This window comes from Arthrobacter sp. TJ-240 (genome assembly GCF_058269195.1).
In genome coordinates this window covers 17,037-33,089 of sequence record NZ_JBZCNG010000007.1, presented here as the reverse complement: position 1 = coordinate 33,089, position 16,053 = coordinate 17,037, and the positions used below count along the sequence as shown (strand labels likewise).

Annotated in this window: 12 protein-coding genes; 5 read left to right on the top strand and 7 right to left on the bottom strand. The window is 69.9% G+C overall.

What is annotated here, in order from left to right:
* The first annotated feature begins 154 nt into the window (after positions 1–154).
* The gene (gene mfd, locus AC4D2C_RS15885; protein ID WP_490915810.1) at positions 155–3,754 is read left to right on the top strand and encodes a transcription-repair coupling factor; all 3,600 of its coding nucleotides are present in this window, start codon (positions 155–157) and stop codon (positions 3,752–3,754) included.
* Between the two features lie 102 nt (positions 3,755–3,856).
* Here mfd and AC4D2C_RS15880 read toward each other — a convergent pair whose 3' ends face one another.
* The 4 genes from AC4D2C_RS15880 to AC4D2C_RS15865 all read right to left on the bottom strand — a co-directional run bounded on the left by AC4D2C_RS15880 (position 3,857) and on the right by AC4D2C_RS15865 (position 7,548).
* Positions 3,857–4,150 carry a hypothetical protein gene (locus AC4D2C_RS15880; protein ID WP_490905782.1) on the bottom strand — a complete coding sequence of 98 codons (294 nt, stop codon included), beginning with the start codon at positions 4,148–4,150 and terminating at the stop codon, positions 3,857–3,859.
* 34 nt (positions 4,151–4,184) lie between these two features.
* Entirely contained in the window at positions 4,185–4,865 is a 681-nt protein-coding gene (deoC, locus tag AC4D2C_RS15875; protein WP_490915809.1) for a deoxyribose-phosphate aldolase, read from the bottom strand.
* 30 nt (positions 4,866–4,895) lie between these two features.
* A complete protein-coding gene (locus AC4D2C_RS15870; RefSeq protein WP_490915808.1) occupies positions 4,896–6,650 on the bottom strand; it encodes a phospho-sugar mutase in 1,755 nt (584 codons plus the stop codon).
* Between the two features lie 97 nt (positions 6,651–6,747).
* Positions 6,748–7,548, bottom strand: coding sequence for a purine-nucleoside phosphorylase (locus tag AC4D2C_RS15865; RefSeq protein ID WP_490915807.1), 801 nt, complete (start codon positions 7,546–7,548; stop codon positions 6,748–6,750).
* Between the two features lie 109 nt (positions 7,549–7,657).
* Between AC4D2C_RS15865 and AC4D2C_RS15860 the strand changes: the two genes are divergently transcribed.
* The 4 genes from AC4D2C_RS15860 to AC4D2C_RS15845 all read left to right on the top strand — a co-directional run bounded on the left by AC4D2C_RS15860 (position 7,658) and on the right by AC4D2C_RS15845 (position 12,955).
* Positions 7,658–9,076: an NAD(P)H-quinone dehydrogenase gene (locus AC4D2C_RS15860; protein ID WP_490915806.1), complete on the top strand. Its 1,419-nt coding sequence runs from the start codon at positions 7,658–7,660 to the stop codon at positions 9,074–9,076.
* 182 nt (positions 9,077–9,258) lie between these two features.
* Positions 9,259–10,671 carry an MFS transporter gene (locus tag AC4D2C_RS15855; RefSeq protein WP_490915805.1) on the top strand — a complete coding sequence of 471 codons (1,413 nt, stop codon included), beginning with the start codon at positions 9,259–9,261 and terminating at the stop codon, positions 10,669–10,671.
* A 218-nt stretch (positions 10,672–10,889) separates the two neighbouring features.
* A complete protein-coding gene (locus tag AC4D2C_RS15850; protein WP_490915804.1) occupies positions 10,890–12,263 on the top strand; it encodes a serine/threonine-protein kinase in 1,374 nt (457 codons plus the stop codon).
* The gene (locus tag AC4D2C_RS15845; RefSeq protein ID WP_490915803.1) at positions 12,260–12,955 is read left to right on the top strand and encodes a hypothetical protein; all 696 of its coding nucleotides are present in this window, start codon (positions 12,260–12,262) and stop codon (positions 12,953–12,955) included. Before AC4D2C_RS15850 ends, AC4D2C_RS15845 begins: the two co-directional genes overlap by 4 nt.
* Before the next feature lie 44 nt (positions 12,956–12,999).
* On the opposite strand, the gene AC4D2C_RS15840 is transcribed toward AC4D2C_RS15845, so the two are convergent.
* From AC4D2C_RS15840 to AC4D2C_RS15830, 3 genes are read right to left on the bottom strand one after another with little or no spacing between them, the layout of a single operon-like run.
* A complete protein-coding gene (locus AC4D2C_RS15840; RefSeq protein ID WP_490915802.1) occupies positions 13,000–14,055 on the bottom strand; it encodes a M28 family peptidase in 1,056 nt (351 codons plus the stop codon).
* A 40-nt stretch (positions 14,056–14,095) separates the two neighbouring features.
* A complete protein-coding gene (locus AC4D2C_RS15835) occupies positions 14,096–14,797 on the bottom strand; it encodes a 4'-phosphopantetheinyl transferase family protein (protein WP_490915801.1) in 702 nt (233 codons plus the stop codon).
* Positions 14,794–16,050: a heparan-alpha-glucosaminide N-acetyltransferase domain-containing protein gene (locus AC4D2C_RS15830; protein ID WP_490915800.1), complete on the bottom strand. Its 1,257-nt coding sequence runs from the start codon at positions 16,048–16,050 to the stop codon at positions 14,794–14,796. Before AC4D2C_RS15830 ends, AC4D2C_RS15835 begins: the two co-directional genes overlap by 4 nt.
* Positions 16,051–16,053 lie beyond the last annotated feature (3 nt).

The following is a 16,053-nucleotide window of genomic DNA, read 5'->3' as shown; positions in this document are numbered from 1 at the left end:
GGGCGGGAAAGCGTCAGGGCCCCTTGGTAGTGTGGAGACGTCCCGGGAACGATTCGTCTTTCCGGGCTTTCGTGCTGTCCCAGCACCGCTGCCGCTGCGCTTCGCCGGTGACGGGACGGGACGGAGGAACCACCGCCTGAGGAGTCCCGAACAGATGAGCCTTAACGGATTGCGCGCGGCCCTGGCCGAGGATGCGTCCTACGCCCGCGTGCGCACCAATGCGTCGCGACCTGTGGACCAGCGCAGCGCGGATCTGCAGATCGGTGCCCCCGCGGGCCTGCGCGCCCCGCTGATCGCCGAGATGGTCGACGGGCTCGCGTCGCCGGGTCCGGGGACCCCTGGGAACGGCGCCATGCCCGTGGTGCTGGCCGTCACCGCCACGGGGCGCGAGGCGGAGGACCTCGCCTCGGCGCTGCGCAGCTACCTGCCCGAGAGCGCCATCGAGGAGTTCCCGAGCTGGGAGACGCTGCCGCACGAGCGGCTCTCACCCCGCTCCGACACCGTGGGCCGACGCCTGTCCGTGCTGCGCCGGCTCGCCCACCCGGAGGGTCCGCCCGTCAAGGTCATCGTGGCGCCGATCCGCGCCGTCGTGCAGCCGCTCGTCGCCGGGCTCGGTGATCTCGAGCCCGTGGCGCTGAAGGTCGGTGACGAGGTGGCGTTCTCCGACGTCGTCAAGGCCCTCTCCGACGCCGCCTACGCGCGTGTGGACATGGTCACCCACCGCGGCGAGTTCGCCGTGCGCGGCGGCATCATCGATGTCTTCCCGCCCACCGAGGACCACCCCATCCGCGTGGACTTCTTCGGCGACGAGGTGGACCAGATGCGGTGGTTCGCCGTCGCCGACCAGCGCTCCCTCACCTCGGAGGAGCCGCCGGCCGCCCTGTACGCGCCGCCCTGCCGCGAGCTCCTCATCACGCCGTCGGTCATGTCCCGGGCCGCGAAGCTGCAGTCCGAACTCCCGGCCGCCGCCGCCATGCTGGAGAAGATCGCCGGCGGGATCGCCGTCGAGGGCATGGAGTCCCTCGCCCCCGTGCTCGTGGACGCCATGGTGCCGTTCGCCGGGGAGCTGCCGCCCGGGTCCATCGCCGTCGTGATCGAGCCCGAGAAGGTCAGGGCGCGCGCCCACGACCTCGCCGCCACCAACGAGGAGTTCCTCGCCGCTGCATGGTCGACGGCGTCCGAGGGTGGCGCGGCGCCGCTCGATCTCGGCGGAGCCCTGGGCACTGACCTGCAGGAGGCGAGCTTCCGCTCACTCACCGACACCCGCTCGACGGCGCTCGCCAACTCGGTGGCGTGGTGGGGCATCACGTCCTTCGGCGCCGACGAGGAGCTGAGCGACGTGGACAGCTTCACGCTCCACGCTCGCGAGCCCCGCGGCTACCAGGGCGACGTCGCCGAGATGATGGAGTTCATCGGCGGGCGCGTGCGCGACCAGTGGCGCGTCGTCGTCGCCACCGAGGGCCCCGGCCCGGCCCAGCGCCTCGCCGAGCTCTTCCACGACAACGACATCCCCGCGAGCCGCGTGGACTCCCTCGACGGCACGCCGCAGCCGGGCATCATCGAGATCACGACGGCGTGCGCCGGCCGCGGGTTCGTGGTGGACGGCCTGAAGATCGGGTTGCTCACCGAGGCCGACCTGCTGGGCCGCACCAGCGCCGCGGGCACCCGGGATATGCGCAAGATGCCCTCGCGCCGCCGCAACGCCGTCGACCCCCTGCAGCTCAAGGAGGGCGACTTCGTGGTCCACGAGCAGCACGGCGTGGCGAGGTTCGTCGAGCTGATGCAGCGCTCCACCGGCGCCGGGCCCACCCGCACCACGCGCGAGTACCTCGTGCTCGAGTACGCGCCGTCCAAGCGCGGCGCCCCGGGGGACCGGCTCTTCGTGCCCACCGACCAGCTCGACCAGGTGACGCGCTACGTGGGCGGCGACGCGCCGGCCCTCAGCAAGATGGGCGGCTCCGACTGGAGCAAGACCAAGAACCAGGCCCGTAAGGCCGTCAAGGAGATCGCCGGCGAGCTCATCCGCCTCTACTCGGCGCGCATGGCCTCCCGCGGCCATGCCTTCGGACCGGACACGCCCTGGCAGCGCGAGCTCGAGGAGGCGTTCCCCTACGTCGAGACGCCCGACCAGCTGACCACCATCAACGAGGTCAAGGCCGACATGGAGCGCGAGGTCCCCATGGACCGGCTCGTCTCCGGCGACGTCGGTTACGGCAAGACCGAGATCGCCGTCCGCGCCGCGTTCAAGGCCGTGCAGGACGGCAAGCAGGTGGCCGTGCTCGTGCCCACCACGCTGCTGGTGCAGCAGCACTTCGAGACGTTCTCCGAGCGCTTCTCCGGCTTCCCGGTGCGCGTGAGGGCCCTGTCCCGCTTCCAGACCGCGAAGGAATCGCGCGAGACGGCGGAAGGGCTCACCTCGGGCGCCGTCGACGTCGTGATCGGCACGCACCGGCTCCTGTCGAAGGAGATCTCCTTCAAGGACCTCGGGCTCGTGATCGTGGACGAGGAGCAGCGGTTCGGCGTGGAGCACAAGGAGGCGCTGAAGAAGATGCGCACCAACGTGGACGTCCTCGCGATGAGCGCCACGCCGATCCCGCGCACGCTCGAGATGTCGCTCACCGGTATCCGCGAGACCTCCACGCTCGCCACCCCGCCGGAGGAACGCCACCCCGTGCTCACCTATGTGGGCCCGTACACGGACAAGCAGGCGTCCGCCGCCATCCGCCGCGAGCTCATGCGCGAGGGCCAGGTGTTCTTCGTGCACAACCGGGTCTCGTCGATCGACCGGACCGCGGCGCACCTCAAGGAGCTCGTGCCCGAGGCGCGCGTCGCCGTCGCGCACGGGCAGATGACCGAGTCGCGGCTCGAGCAGATCATCGTGGACTTCTGGGAGAAGCGGTTCGACGTGCTCGTGTGCACCACGATCATCGAGACCGGGCTGGACATCTCCAACGCCAACACGCTGATCGTGGACCGGGCCGACTCCTACGGCCTGTCCCAGCTGCACCAGCTGCGCGGCCGCGTCGGCCGTGGTCGCGAGCGGGCGTACTCGTACTTCCTGTACCCGTCGGAGAAGCCGCTCGGCGAGGTGGCCCTCGAGCGGCTGAAGGCCGTGGCGTCCCACAACGAGCTCGGTGCGGGCATGCAGCTGGCCATGAAGGACCTCGAGATCCGCGGGGCGGGCAACCTGCTCGGCGGCGAGCAGTCCGGCCACATCCAGGGCGTCGGGTTCGACCTCTACATCCGCCTCGTCGGTGAGGCCGTGGCCAACTTCCGGGGCGAGGCGGAGGAGAAGGCGGCGGAGATGAAGATCGAGCTGCCCGTCAACGCGCACCTGCCGCACGACTACGTGCCGGGGGAGCGGCTGCGCCTCGAGGCGTACCGCAAGCTCGCCGCCGCCGTGACCGACGAGGCGATCGACGCCGTCGTCGCCGAGCTCAAGGACCGCTACGGCGAGCCGCCCGCCGCGGTGGAGAACCTCATCGCCGTCGCGCGCTTCAGGGTGAGCGCCCGTGCCCTCGGGTTGACGGACGTGGCGCTGCAGGGCAACTTCATCAAGTTCGCCCCGGCGGAGCTGCCGGAGTCCAAGCAGATGCGGCTCACGCGCATGTACCCGGGTGCCGCCGTGAAGCCGGCGCTCAACGCGGTGCTGGTGCCGAAGCCGAAGACCGCGAGGATCGGCGGCAGGGACCTCGTGGACGCGGAGATCCTGGGCTGGGCGAAGGACGTGCTCGAGACGGTGTTCACGCCCTAGCCCTGCGGCGTCCGCCGGCCGGATACGCGCCGCTCACGCGAAGAGGCCGCCCCTCGGGGACGGCCTCTTCTGCGATGGGGGAGCGGCGGTGTGCCGCCGGTGCTAGGAGCTGACGCCCGCGGACGTCTCCTTCTCGTCGGTGCGGTTGCCCTGGGCGAGGTTGTAGCCGGTGTCGGCGCGCCCCAGGATGCCCTGCGGGACGAAGAACGCGATGAAGGCCAGCACGATGATCGCTGCCATGGGCCACACGTCCTGCGGGGTGAACCAGGTCATCAGGTACATCCCGAGCAGGAACAGGCCGAACATGATCACGAACACCAGGATGTTCCCGACGAGGTGGCCCTTGCCGGCGTGGGCGGGCTGGGCCTCGGCCCTGGCGTTGGCTTCGTGTGACATTACGGTCTCCTTGCGTGCTGGATCTGCTGCGCCGTCAGTAGCCTGACGCGCCCTGTTCACCCTTAACGATAGCGACTCCCGAGCTGGCACCGATACGCGTTGCCCCGGCGCCGATCATGGCGCGGGCGTCCTCGAGCGAGCGGACGCCCCCGGAGGCCTTCACGCCGATGTCCGGGCCGACGGTCTTCCGCATGAGGGCGACGTCCTCGACCGTGGCGCCTCCACCGTTGAAGCCCGTGGAGGTCTTCACGAAATCGGCCCCTGCCTCGACAGCGGCCTCGCAGGCAAGCACTTTCTGCTCGTCGGTGAGCATCGCCGTCTCGATGATGACCTTCAGGATCGCGCCCTGCTCGTGCACGGCGTCGGCGACGGCGAGGATGTCCGCCAGCAGCACGTCCTTCTCGCCGGCGCGGGCGGCGGCCATGTCGATGACCATGTCGATCTCGTCGGCGCCGTCGGCCACGGCGCCGCGGGCCTCGAAGACCTTCGACTCGGTGGTGGTGGCCCCGAGGGGGAAGCCGATCACCGAGCACGTGAGGACGCCGGAGCCCTTCACGGCCGTGCGCACGGTGCTGACCCAGAGGGGATTCACGCAGACGGACTTGAACGAGTACTCGACCGCCTCGCGGCACACGGTGAGGATCTGCTCACGGCTGGCCTCGGGCTTCAGGAGGGTGTGGTCGATGTAGGAGGCGAGGGAAACGTCGTTAGGCATGTCCTCCATCCTTCCATGTCGCCCGGCGCCTCACAGGCCGAGCGCCTCGCCGACGTCGCGCCGCACGGCATCGAGGCGCGCGCGGGCGGTCTCCTTGGCGGCACCGAGCTCGGCGGCGGACCCGACCGGCTCCACGACCTCGAGGTAGCACTTCAGCTTCGGCTCGGTGCCGCTGGGCCGGATGATCACGCGGGTCCCGTTCTGCGTCAGGTACAGGAGCCCGTCCGTGGGCGGAAGCTGCGCGGAGCCCTCCGCGAGGTCCTCGGCCGCGCTCACCGTGGAGTCGGCGAACGACGTCGGCGGGTTCTCGCGCAGCCGGTTCATCATCGCGCCGAGGAGCCCGAGGCTGCCCACCCGCACGGAGAGCTGGTCCGAGGCGTGCAGCCCGTGGACCAGGAACGCGTCGTCGAGCAGGTCGAAGAGCGTGCGGCCGGCGGCCTTGGTGGCGGCGGCGAGCTCGGCCAGCAGCAGTCCCGCGGAGATGCCGTCCTTGTCGCGCACGAGCTCCGGTGCCACGCAGTACCCGAGGGCCTCCTCGTACCCGAAGGCGAGGTCGTGCACGCGGGCGATCCACTTGAAGCCGGTCAGGGTCTGGGCGTGGCCGATCCCGGAGACGCCCGCGATCCGTCCGAGGAGACGCGAGGACACGATCGAGTTCGCGAAGACGCCCTGGCGCAGGGCGTCGGGGCGGGCAGCGTCGGTTCCTCCGCCGTCGCGCGACGCCGCGGTGAGGCGTGCGGCGAGGTGCAGGCCGAGGAGCGTGCCCACCTCGTCGCCGCGCAGCATGCGCCACGCGCCCGTGGCGGGCTCGAGCGCCGCGAGGGCCACGCGGTCGGCGTCCGGGTCGTTGGCGATCACGAGGTCCGCGCCGACCTGCCCGGCGGTCTCGAGCGCGAGGTCCAGCGCTCCGGGTTCCTCCGGGTTGGGGAAGGCGACGGTCGGGAAGTCCGGATCGGGCTCCGCCTGGCGCTCCACGAGGGTGACGTCGTCGAACCCGGCCGCGGCGAGGACCGCACGGGCGGTGCGGCCACCCACGCCGTGCAGGGGCGTGAGGACGATCTTCAGGTCGCGGTCCCGGCTGGACGGGTCGGCGAGGCCGGCGACGGCGGCGACGTAGTCGGTCTCGATGGTCTCCGGCAGCACGGTCCAGCCGCCGGAGGCGAGCTCGATGCGGTCGGCGGCCTGGATGCGGGCGGCGATGCCGGCGTCGTGCGGTGCCACGATCTGGACGCCGCGCGCGTCCTCCTCCACGGCGCGCCCGCCGAGGTACACCTTGTACCCGTTGTCCTGCGGCGGGTTGTGGCTCGCGGTGACCATGATGCCCACCTCGCACTCCAGGGCGCGGATGGCGTAGGCGAGCACCGGCGTCGGCAGCTCGCGCGGCATGAGGAACGTCTCGATCCCGGCGGCGGTGAAGATCGCCGCGGTCTCCTCGGCGAAGATCCGCGAGTTGTGGCGTGCGTCGAAGCCGACGACGGCGCGGGGAGCGTAGGAACCGGCGGCGAGGTCGAGCGCGTGTGCGGCGACGCCCGCGGCGGCCCGGCGGACCACCACGCGGTTCATGCGGTTCGGCCCGGCGCCCAGGGCGGCACGCAGGCCGGCGGTGCCGAAGGCGAGCGGACCGGAGAAGCGGTCCCGCAGGTCCTGTTCGGCGGCGGCGGCGGAGTCGCCGGCGCGCACGTGCGCGACGACCGCGCGAAGCTCCTCCGCGGTCTGCGGGTCCGGGTCCGCGGCGGCCCAGGCGTCCGCGGTGGTGAGAAGGGTGTCCAGTTCCGAGGTGGTCATGCGGGCCCCTAACGTGGGTCGGCGGAGGAAGTCCGACGGGCGCCGGTCAGGGCCCGCGTTCTGCAGATGGCTGGTGCGCTGGTGCTGGTGGCCGGGGTCAGAGGGCGGCGACGATGTCGGCCAGCAGGCGGGAGATGCGCGGCCCGGCTGCCTGTCCGGCCTCGAGGACCTCGGTGTGGCTGAGCGGAACGGGGCTGATGCCGGCGGCGAGGTTCGTGACGAGCGAGATGCCGAAGACCTCCATGCCGGCATGCCGGGCGGCGATGGCCTCGAGCGCGGTGGACATGCCCACGAGGTCGGCGCCGATCCGCCTCGCGTACTGCACCTCGGCGGGCGTCTCGTAGTGCGGGCCGGTGAACTGCGCGTACACGCCCTCCTCGAGGGTGGGATCGACCCTGCGGGCGAGGTCGCGGAGGCGCGAGGAGTAGAGGTCCGTCAGGTCCACGAACGTCGCACCCTCGAGCGGGGAGGACGCCGTGAGGTTGATGTGGTCGCTGATGAGCACCGGTGTGCCGGGCTGCCAGTGCTCCTTCAGGCCGCCGCACCCGTTGGTGAGGATCATCGTCGTCGCACCGGCAGCCGCCGCGGTACGTACACCGTGCACCACGGCCCGCACGCCCTTGCCCTCGTAGAAGTGGGTGCGGGCCCCCAGCACGAGCGCGCGCTTGCCGTTGGGCGTGAGGACGGAGCGGATGGTGCCGGTGTGGCCGACGACGGCGGGAGCCGAGAAGCCGGGGATCTCCGCGGCGTCGAGCGTGTGTGTGGTCTCGCCGATCAGCTCGGCGGCCTCGCCCCAGCCGGAGCCGAGGACGAGGGCGGTGTCGTGCCGGTCGATGCCGGTTGCTCGGGCGATGTGGTCGGCAGCGTCGCGGGCCAGGTCAAAAGGATCAGAAGTCACCGTTACAACTTACCCGCTACCACTTGCCCGGTGCGTTGCGGCCGCTGGACGGGACGCCCCGCCGTGCTGTCCGCGCGCACCGCCCGCGCCGTTCGGGCATGTCGGTGGTATGGGCAATAATCGGACGGTGACGAACCAACTTGATCTCAGTTCACTGCGCCTCGCGATCCTCGGTGGCGGCCCCGGCGGCTACGAAGCGGCGATGGTTGCGGCGTCTCTCGGCGCGCAGGTCACCATCGTGGAGCGCAAGGGCCTCGGCGGGTCCGCGGTGCTCACGGACGTGGTGCCGTCCAAGACCCTCATCGCGACCGCGGACACCATGACGCGCTTCACGGACGCGAGCGGCCTCGGGGTGCACTTCTCCGCCGACAGCGCCGTGTACGCGGACCTGGACAAGGTCAACCAGCGGCTGCTGAAGCTCGCCCTCGAGCAGTCCTCGGACATCCGCGCCACCCTCGAACGCCTCGGAGTGCGGGTGCTCATCGGCACCGGCAAGCTGCTCGACGACCACCGGCTCGAGGTCGAGGCCGACGGCGAGACCACCATCGTCGAGGCCGACGCCGTGCTGCTCGCGGTCGGTTCCACGCCGCGCGAACTGCCGAGCGCCATGCCCGACGGCGAACGCATCTTCAACTGGACGCAGCTCTACAACCTCCGCGAGATCCCGGAGCACCTGGTCGTCGTCGGCTCGGGTGTGACCGGAGCCGAGTTCGCGAGTGCCTACAACGGTCTCGGTTCCAAGGTCACCCTCATCTCCAGCCGGGACCGCGTGCTCCCGGGGGAGGACGCCGACGCCGCCGAGGTGCTCGAGGGCGTCTTCAAGGACCGCGGCATGACCGTGCTGTCCCGCTCGCGGGCCAACTCCGTGGAACGCACCGACACCGGCGTGATCGTGACCCTCGGAGACGGCCGCACGGTCGAGGGCAGCCACTGCCTCGTCGCCGTCGGGGCCGTCCCCAACACGAGCGGGATCGGCCTCGAGGAGGCCGGCGTCGCCGTGAGCGAGTCCGGGCACATCCAGGTGGACGGCGTCTCACGGACGACGGCGTCGAACGTGTATGCCGCGGGGGACTGCACGGGCGTCTTCGCCCTCGCCTCGGTGGCCGCGATGCAGGGCCGGATCGCCATCGCCCACCTCATGGGCGACTCCGTGAGCCCCATCAAGCTCAAGCAGGTCGCGTCGAACATCTTCACGTCCCCCGAGATCGCCACGGTGGGCGTGACAGAGGAGGACATCGCGTCCGGCCGGTACCAGGGCGACATCGTGAAGCTCTCCCTGCACACCAATGCGCGCGCGAAGATGATGAACGTCAAGGACGGCTTCGTGAAGGTCATCTCGCGCAAGGGCTCCGGAACGGTGATCGGCGGCGTCGTCGTCGGCCCGCGCGCCTCGGAGCTGATCTTCCCGCTCGCGCTCGCCGTGACCAAAAAGCTGCACGTCGACGACGTCGCCAACACGTTCACGGTGTACCCGTCGCTGACCGGGTCCATCTCGGAGGCGGCGCGGCGCCTGCACGTGCGGCTCTGACGCGGCGCTGCCGCCCGCCCCACACGGATCCCACCCCGGTTCCCGGCGTCCAGCATGTGGACACGTTTATCCACGTGCTGGACGCTGGTGGTCTGATATCAGGATTCAAGTGAAGCGCGGGCGCCGTGCTGCGGGAGCTTCGTGCACCCCGCGGCGGTGCCTCGTATGAGAAAGCCGCAACCATGACCTCCTCCACCGCCGCTGGTGCCAGCGGGACCACGAAACCGTTGAACTCCCGGGGCAAGGTGATCTTCGCCAGCCTCATCGGGACCACGATCGAGTTCTACGACTTCTACATCTACGCCACGGCCGCCGTGCTCGTGTTCCCGGCGCTGTTCTTCCCGAACCAGACGTCCGCGAACCAGCTCCTGAGTTCCTTCGCCGTCTTCGGCGTCGCGTTCGTCGCCCGCCCGCTCGGCTCCATCGTGTTCGGCCACTTCGGCGACAAGGTCGGCCGCAAGGCAACTCTCGTGGCCTCCCTGCTGACCATGGGTATCGCCACGTTCCTCATCGGCCTGCTCCCGGCGGCCACGAACGAGGGGTGGGTCTTCCTGGCGCCGCTGCTGCTCGTGGTGCTGCGTTTCCTCCAGGGTCTCGCCCTCGGCGGTGAGTGGAGCGGCGCCGCGCTGCTGGCCACCGAGAACGCGCCCGAGGGCAAGCGCGCCGTCTACGGCACGTTCCCGCAGCTCGGAGCGCCGATCGGCTTCATCCTCGCCAACCTGCTGTTCGTCCTGCTGAGCAGCACGCTCAGCCCGGAGGCGTTCCTCGACTGGGGCTGGCGGGTTCCGTTCCTGCTGAGCGCCGTCATGGTGATCATCGGCCTCTACGTTCGGCTCAAGCTGATCGAGAGCGCGTCCTTCCAGAAGGTCCAGAAGGAGGGCAAGGTGGTGAAGGTCCCGCTCGGCACCACGTTCCGCCTCCACTGGCGTGCACTGATCCTCGGCACCTTCATCATGTTCGCCACCTACGTGCTGTTCTACTTCATGACGGCCTTCACGCTGACCTACGGGACGGCGCCGTCGAGCCTCGAGCAGGCACAGGCCCGCGCGGAAGCAGCCGGCAAGCAGTTCACCGCGGCGCAGGAGGCCGCCTTCGTGCCCGGCCTCGGCATGGCACGGACCGACTTCCTGTGGATGCTCATCATCGGCGTCGTGTTCTTCGGCATCTTCACCATCGTGTCGGGGCCGCTCGCGGAGCGCTTCGGCCGCCGCAAGATGCTGCTCGCCACCACCGTCGGCATCGCCGTCTTCGGTCTCCTGTGGGCGCCGCTGTTCGCCGCGGGGACCGCCGGCGCGATGGCCCTGCTCATCATCGGGTTCATCCTCATGGGACTCACGTTCGGACCCATGGCTGCGGTGCTGCCCGAGCTGTTCCCCGCCAACGTCCGGTACACCGGATCCGCCGTGGCCTACAACGTGTCGAGCATGATCGGCGCAGCACCCGCGTCCTTCATCGCCGTGGCCCTGTGGCAGGCCGCCGGCGGCAGCACGGTCCTCGTCGGCGCCTACCTGACGGTCGCCGCGGTCCTGACGTTCATCGCGCTGTACATCTCGCGCGAGACCCGGGACAACGACTACGAGAACAACGTCGCCTGACCCGGCTTCCCGATCACGGGCTCCTCAGCCCGTCCGGCGGCGCCGCACCCACCCGGGTGCGGCGCCGTCGTCGTTCCTGAATGTCCTGCGCCGCGGCCCGGGCGCCGTCATCGAGGCGCATCGTAGACTTGAAGGACCGGTGGCATACCGGTTCCGGTGCGGCGCGAGGACTTCGTGTGGCCGGACGCGGGTCGACGGGGGTAGTAGAAGCGGGTGGCATGGAGAAGCAGGCACTGACCGGCCGGTACGCGGTAGGAGAGCGGATCGGGGCCGGGGGTATGGCGGACGTCTTCTCCGCCCGTGACACGAGGCTCGAGCGGGACGTCGCCATCAAGATATTCCGGCCCGGCACCGCCGATGGTCTGGAGCGCGGGTCCGCGGAGGCCCGGATGCTCGCCGGGCTCGACCACCCGGGTCTGGTCCGCGTGCTGGACATGGACGGCGGCGAGCACGACGGCGCCGCCTATCTGGTCATGGAGCTCGTCGACGGCCCCGATCTGAGGGACCTGCTGAAGGCCGGAGGGCCGCTCGGTCAGGAGGACGTCCGGGTCATGGCGCTGGACCTCGCGCGGACGCTGCAGTACATCCACGGCCGGGGGATCGTGCACCGCGACATCAAGCCGTCCAACATCCTGACACGGCAGGCCGACCCGGACAGCGGCCAGTTCCGTTACCTCCTCACCGATTTCGGGATCGCCCGGTTCTTCGACGGCACCCGCGTCACGGTCACCGGCCAGGTCATCGGGAGTGCCGCCTACTTCAGCCCGGAACAGACCCGGGGCGACGGCGTGGGGCAGCCCTCGGACATCTACTCGCTCGGCCTGGTGATGATCGAGGCCCTCACCGGAGACCGGGTGTTCCCCGGCACCGGGGTCGAGAGCGCACTGGCGCGCCTGCACCGCAGCCCGTCCATCCCGCATGCTGCCGGTCCTGCGCTGTCGGCGCTCCTGGTGTCGATGACCCTCGACGAGCCCGCCGACCGACCCGATGCCGCGCAGGTGGTCCGGGCCCTGACGGCCATGGGCCCGCAGCGGCATGATCACGGGACCACCACGGTCCTGCCCGTCGCGGAGTCCCCGACGAAGGCCATGCCGGCGTTCGGTGGAACCGTGCCGACCACCGCTCTGCCGGCTTCCGGCGTACCGGTTCCACAGGGCTTGGCGGTCCAGCAGGACGACGCGACGCGGATGTCCGACGCCGACGCCGACGCCGGCGCCACGGCGCTCGCTGCCTCCGCGTCGCTCGATCGGCCGTCCGTTCGGCCGTCCGTTCGTCCGTCGGCCCCGATCAGCGCCGAGCGTCCTCTGCCTCCGGAGCGATCCGAGACCGATGCAGCAGACGCCGTCACCCGATCGGGGCCGAGCACTCCAGCGGCCAGGAACGCTCCGCCGCGAGGCACCGCCTCACGAGGGCGCCGCCGTCGTTCCTTCTGGCTGCTCGCCGTGCTGGCCGTCGTGGTCCTGGCGGTGGCGCTCTGGGCCGTCGCCCTGCAGATCGGTGGCGATCCCGCCCCCGCCGTCGAGCCCCTGCCCACGGTGCCCGGCGAGACAGGCCAGAGACTGCAGGAACTCTACGAAAGCGTGAGGCCATGAGCCGTACCACCAGGTCCCGGGTCGCGGTGCTGGTCGCTGCCGCCGTCCTCCTGACGGGGTGCGGGGCGCCCGCGATCGATACCGCGACGGCGAGCGACCTCCAGGCCGAGGTTCGCAGCATCGCCTCGGCCGCTGCCGCAGGTGATGCGGGGGGAGCGATCGCCCTCGCGCAGAGCCTGAAGCAGGAGGTGGACGCGGCCCGCGCAGCGGGCACCGTCACCGAGGACCGGGCCACCACGATCGGTCTGCGCCTCGACGCGGTGATCGCCTCCCTCGAGGCCGGCCGGGTACCGGCCGACGATGCATCGACCGGAGTGCCCGGCGAGGAGCCGGCGGGACCGACCGAAGCGCCGGTCGAGGTGCCGACCGACACGCCGGCGCCGGATGCGACGTATGCTCCTCCCGCGCAACCCGCGCCGATGGCACCCACCCCTGCTCCGGTCCAGCCTGTACCCGCCCCGACCCCGGAGGAGAATGCGGAGGACGGTCCGGATACGGGATCGGTGGACGCCGGTGAAGAGGCAGCGGGTGAGGATGCCGTACCGGGCGAACAGGGCGGCAGGGCCGCGGACAAGGCGGCCGAGCAGCAGCGCAAGGCCGAGGAGAAGGCCAGGGAGGCTGCGGAGAAGGCCGCTGAGAAAGCTGCTGAGAAGGCCGAGGAGTCAGGCAGGAAGGGCAAGCCCGACGACTAGGGACGCCGGACGTCGATCGCATCGGTTACGCTCGGCTGCCCGGCCTACCCGAGGGCGCTGCTGTCCTCGGCCAGGCTGATGGCGGCATGGATGATGGCGTCGGTCATGGTGGCCAGCACCTCCCGATCGACGTTGCTGATGTCATCGCCGGAGGTGTGGTAATTGGGATCCCGTGGCTGGTTTGCAGCGCCGCCGAACAGGTCCGCATGCCTTGCCGATTTCCGCTCACTGCTGCCGGTGAACAGGCCCCCCACCGGGACGGCCTCCTCCGTGAACGCCACCTGATCGGAAACGATATCCCAGCTGACTGTTACCCACGGCTGGTCGCGGGCGTCGAAGTAGTCGGTGAAGAACTCCATGATCTCCAGCGAACCGTCGGGCACTTCATTCCGGGAGTCGCCGTTCGATTCCCGCGCGTCGTAGACCCCGATGACATGGTTCGGTGAGGCGACCATGTCGAAATTCAGGTAGGCGGCGATGTTGTCGAGCTCGTCGCTGTCATGATCCGCCAGGTCCTCGACGTAGGATCTGGAACCGGGCGTCCCCCGGTACTCCTCGGCTCCCCACCACGCGAAGCGCACTTTGTTGGTGGGTTCGTCCCGTTCACTGAGCTCCTCCGCGGCCACCAGCAGTGCCGCCACGCCGGAGGCGTTGTCATTGATCGCCGGACTGTCCGACACCCCGTCGAGGTGCGCGCCGAGCATGATCACATTGTCGGCACTGCCGCCGGCGGTCTCGGTGATGACGCTGAAAGTCTCGAATTCCTCGCCACTACGTCCGACGGTGAAGTACTGGCGGCTGGTGCGATAGCCGGCGCTCTCGAGCTGCTGCTCCACGTACTGAGCGGCGGCCTCGTATCCGGCAGTGCCGGCAGCACGATCGCCATGCTCGTCGGCAAGTGCCTGGAAAGCCTCCAGATGGGCGTACGCGCCGAGATCCTGCGGAGTCGGAGGCGGCGTCGGCCCGAAACGGTCCAGCAGTCCGATGGCCGTGACAAGCGTCAGCAGCAGGGTGACCGCGCTGAACCCCGCGATCGAGGCTATCGCTATCCGGCGCCGGCGTCGGTGACGCTTCCGCTGCCGTTTCCGGTGCCGATTCATGGTGTCCTTTTTTGCGTAACAGCATCACATCAGGAGTATTCTAACGTTCTCGGGCTGCTGCCCATGGACTTCCCGTCGGCACGTACGCGGTCGTGAGGACGAAGTCGCCCGTGACCGTCCACCGTCCTTCCAGTTCCCCGACCGTGCTGGTCCGGTCCGCACCGACGGGCGCCAACAGACGAGCACGAAACGTCCGCGAACCGGGCTCGATCCGCACCGATACGTCCTCGAAATCCAGCCATGCCCCCGTCAGGGGGTACCAGGCCTTGTACACAGACTCCTTGGCGCTGAACACTAGGCACGACCAGGGCAGCCCCGGCTCCTTCCGCGACAGTGCTTCGATCATCACCCGTTCCTCCGGGCGGCAGACGATCTCGTACACTCCCGGCGGCAGTGGACGCCCCGGCTCCGCATCCAGCCCGATGGCGGAGTAGGTGCTCGACCCGGCCACCACGGCGGCGCGGTAGTTCCCGCTATGGGTCATACTGCCGACGACGCCGCTGGGCCAGATCGGGGCGCCCCTGGCGTCCGGCAGCAGCGCATGGGCTTGGTATCGTAGGCCGCCTTCCGGCGCGAGTTCTGCGAGGGCACGGCGAGCGAGGGTTCGCACCGTGTGGAACTCCCGTCGGCGTGCGGCAGTGGCGGTCCTGACTGCGGCGAGTTCCTCCGGAAGAACCGCGGTGGGCACCAGATCGCCGAAGCACTCCTCCGCGTAGGTGCCCGGGGGAAGGAGGTCCCTCACCGGGAAACCGGCCCGGAGGCCCCGGCAGCACCGCCTGCGGGCTCTTCGTCCACGATCTGCCGGAAGTTCCTCGCGGCCCCAGCGACTATCCGCTCAAGTGGTCCTTGCCCCATTTGCCGGCTCCAGATCATGCCGAACGCCATGGCGACCGCTACATGCACGACGAACCACAGGCCGGGGTCGTCGTAGTGCATCTCGGTGCTGAGCGCGAGTAGGTGCGCAGAGTACAGGGTCAGGGTCATCGACCCCATCGCGGCAAGGGGCGTCAGCCAGCGTCCCGCCTTCCGGCCGACAGCGATGAGTACGGCGGTCACCAGGAGGCCGATGCCGAGGCTGCTGGCGATCGAGAAGGGCGTGTTGTTGTGTGGAGTCGGGACGACGAGCCACCAGACCGAGGTATCCGGGATGTACGCGAGTCCGAACATGATGGACTCGTCCAGAAAGTCTTCGTCGATCCCGGCGTCGAGCATCTGATCGTAGCCACCACCCACGGAGTACAGCAGGAGCGACGACACGACGTTGGACAGGATGGCCAGGCCGGCTCCGACTCCTGCGATCCAGACCAGTACGAGGCTCCTCCGCAGGTCCAGGCGACCTATCCCCAGACCGACCAGGATGTAGACCATATATGCCAGCGCCGGATACGAACCGGTGAGCAGCAGTTGCGAGGCCACGCCGGCCGGCTCGGAGAAGATCAGCCCCAGCGTGGGATTGAGGGACGATCCCGGGGGCAGTAGCGGACCCAGGTTCTGCAGCAGGATCGGCGCGACGATACCGAAGGCCGCTGCACTGAGGAAGAGTGTCCTGGCTCTCAGGTGCAGGAACGGAATGGCAAGCAGGAAGAACACCGAATAATAGAGCAGGATACCGTTGGCCGGCGGGTCGTCATTCTGCGGCATGAACGCCGAGACCACCAGTGCGACAACTCCGATCAGAAGGGCCCTCGCCACCAATCCCAGACGGTCTCCCGCCATCCTGCGTCCCACATGCGGTTTGCTCCCACCGGAGGCCAGCGCCAGACCCACTCCGGCGAGAAGGGCGAACAGTGCCGCCGAGTCTCCATAGAACAAGTTGAAGGACAACGACGGATCACCGGTGTCCTCGTTCTCGTCCGGAAGGATGTGGACGGCCATCAACCCGATCAACGCCAGACCACGCGCCGCATCTATGCCGACCAGGCGCGCCCGGCCCTGCTTCGGCTTTCCGCCTGCAGGGCCGGTTTCCTGCCCCTGCTCGTTCTGGAGTTCACTCATGGT

Excerpts from the sequence above, each read along its gene's own strand:
- deoC (WP_490915809.1), bottom strand. The coding sequence starts at position 4,865 with ATGCCTAACGACGTTTCCCTCGCCTCCTACATCGACCACACCCTCCTG.
- mfd (WP_490915810.1), top strand. The coding sequence starts at position 155 with ATGAGCCTTAACGGATTGCGCGCGGCCCTGGCCGAGGATGCGTCCTAC.
- AC4D2C_RS15840 (WP_490915802.1), bottom strand. The coding sequence starts at position 14,055 with ATGAATCGGCACCGGAAACGGCAGCGGAAGCGTCACCGACGCCGGCGC.
- AC4D2C_RS15860 (WP_490915806.1), top strand. The coding sequence starts at position 7,658 with ATGGGCAATAATCGGACGGTGACGAACCAACTTGATCTCAGTTCACTG.
- AC4D2C_RS15855 (WP_490915805.1), top strand. The coding sequence starts at position 9,259 with ATGACCTCCTCCACCGCCGCTGGTGCCAGCGGGACCACGAAACCGTTG.
- AC4D2C_RS15850 (WP_490915804.1), top strand. The coding sequence starts at position 10,890 with ATGGAGAAGCAGGCACTGACCGGCCGGTACGCGGTAGGAGAGCGGATC.
- AC4D2C_RS15870 (WP_490915808.1), bottom strand. The coding sequence starts at position 6,650 with ATGACCACCTCGGAACTGGACACCCTTCTCACCACCGCGGACGCCTGG.
- AC4D2C_RS15845 (WP_490915803.1), top strand. The coding sequence starts at position 12,260 with ATGAGCCGTACCACCAGGTCCCGGGTCGCGGTGCTGGTCGCTGCCGCC.
- AC4D2C_RS15830 (WP_490915800.1), bottom strand. The coding sequence starts at position 16,050 with ATGAGTGAACTCCAGAACGAGCAGGGGCAGGAAACCGGCCCTGCAGGC.
- AC4D2C_RS15880 (WP_490905782.1), bottom strand. The coding sequence starts at position 4,150 with ATGTCACACGAAGCCAACGCCAGGGCCGAGGCCCAGCCCGCCCACGCC.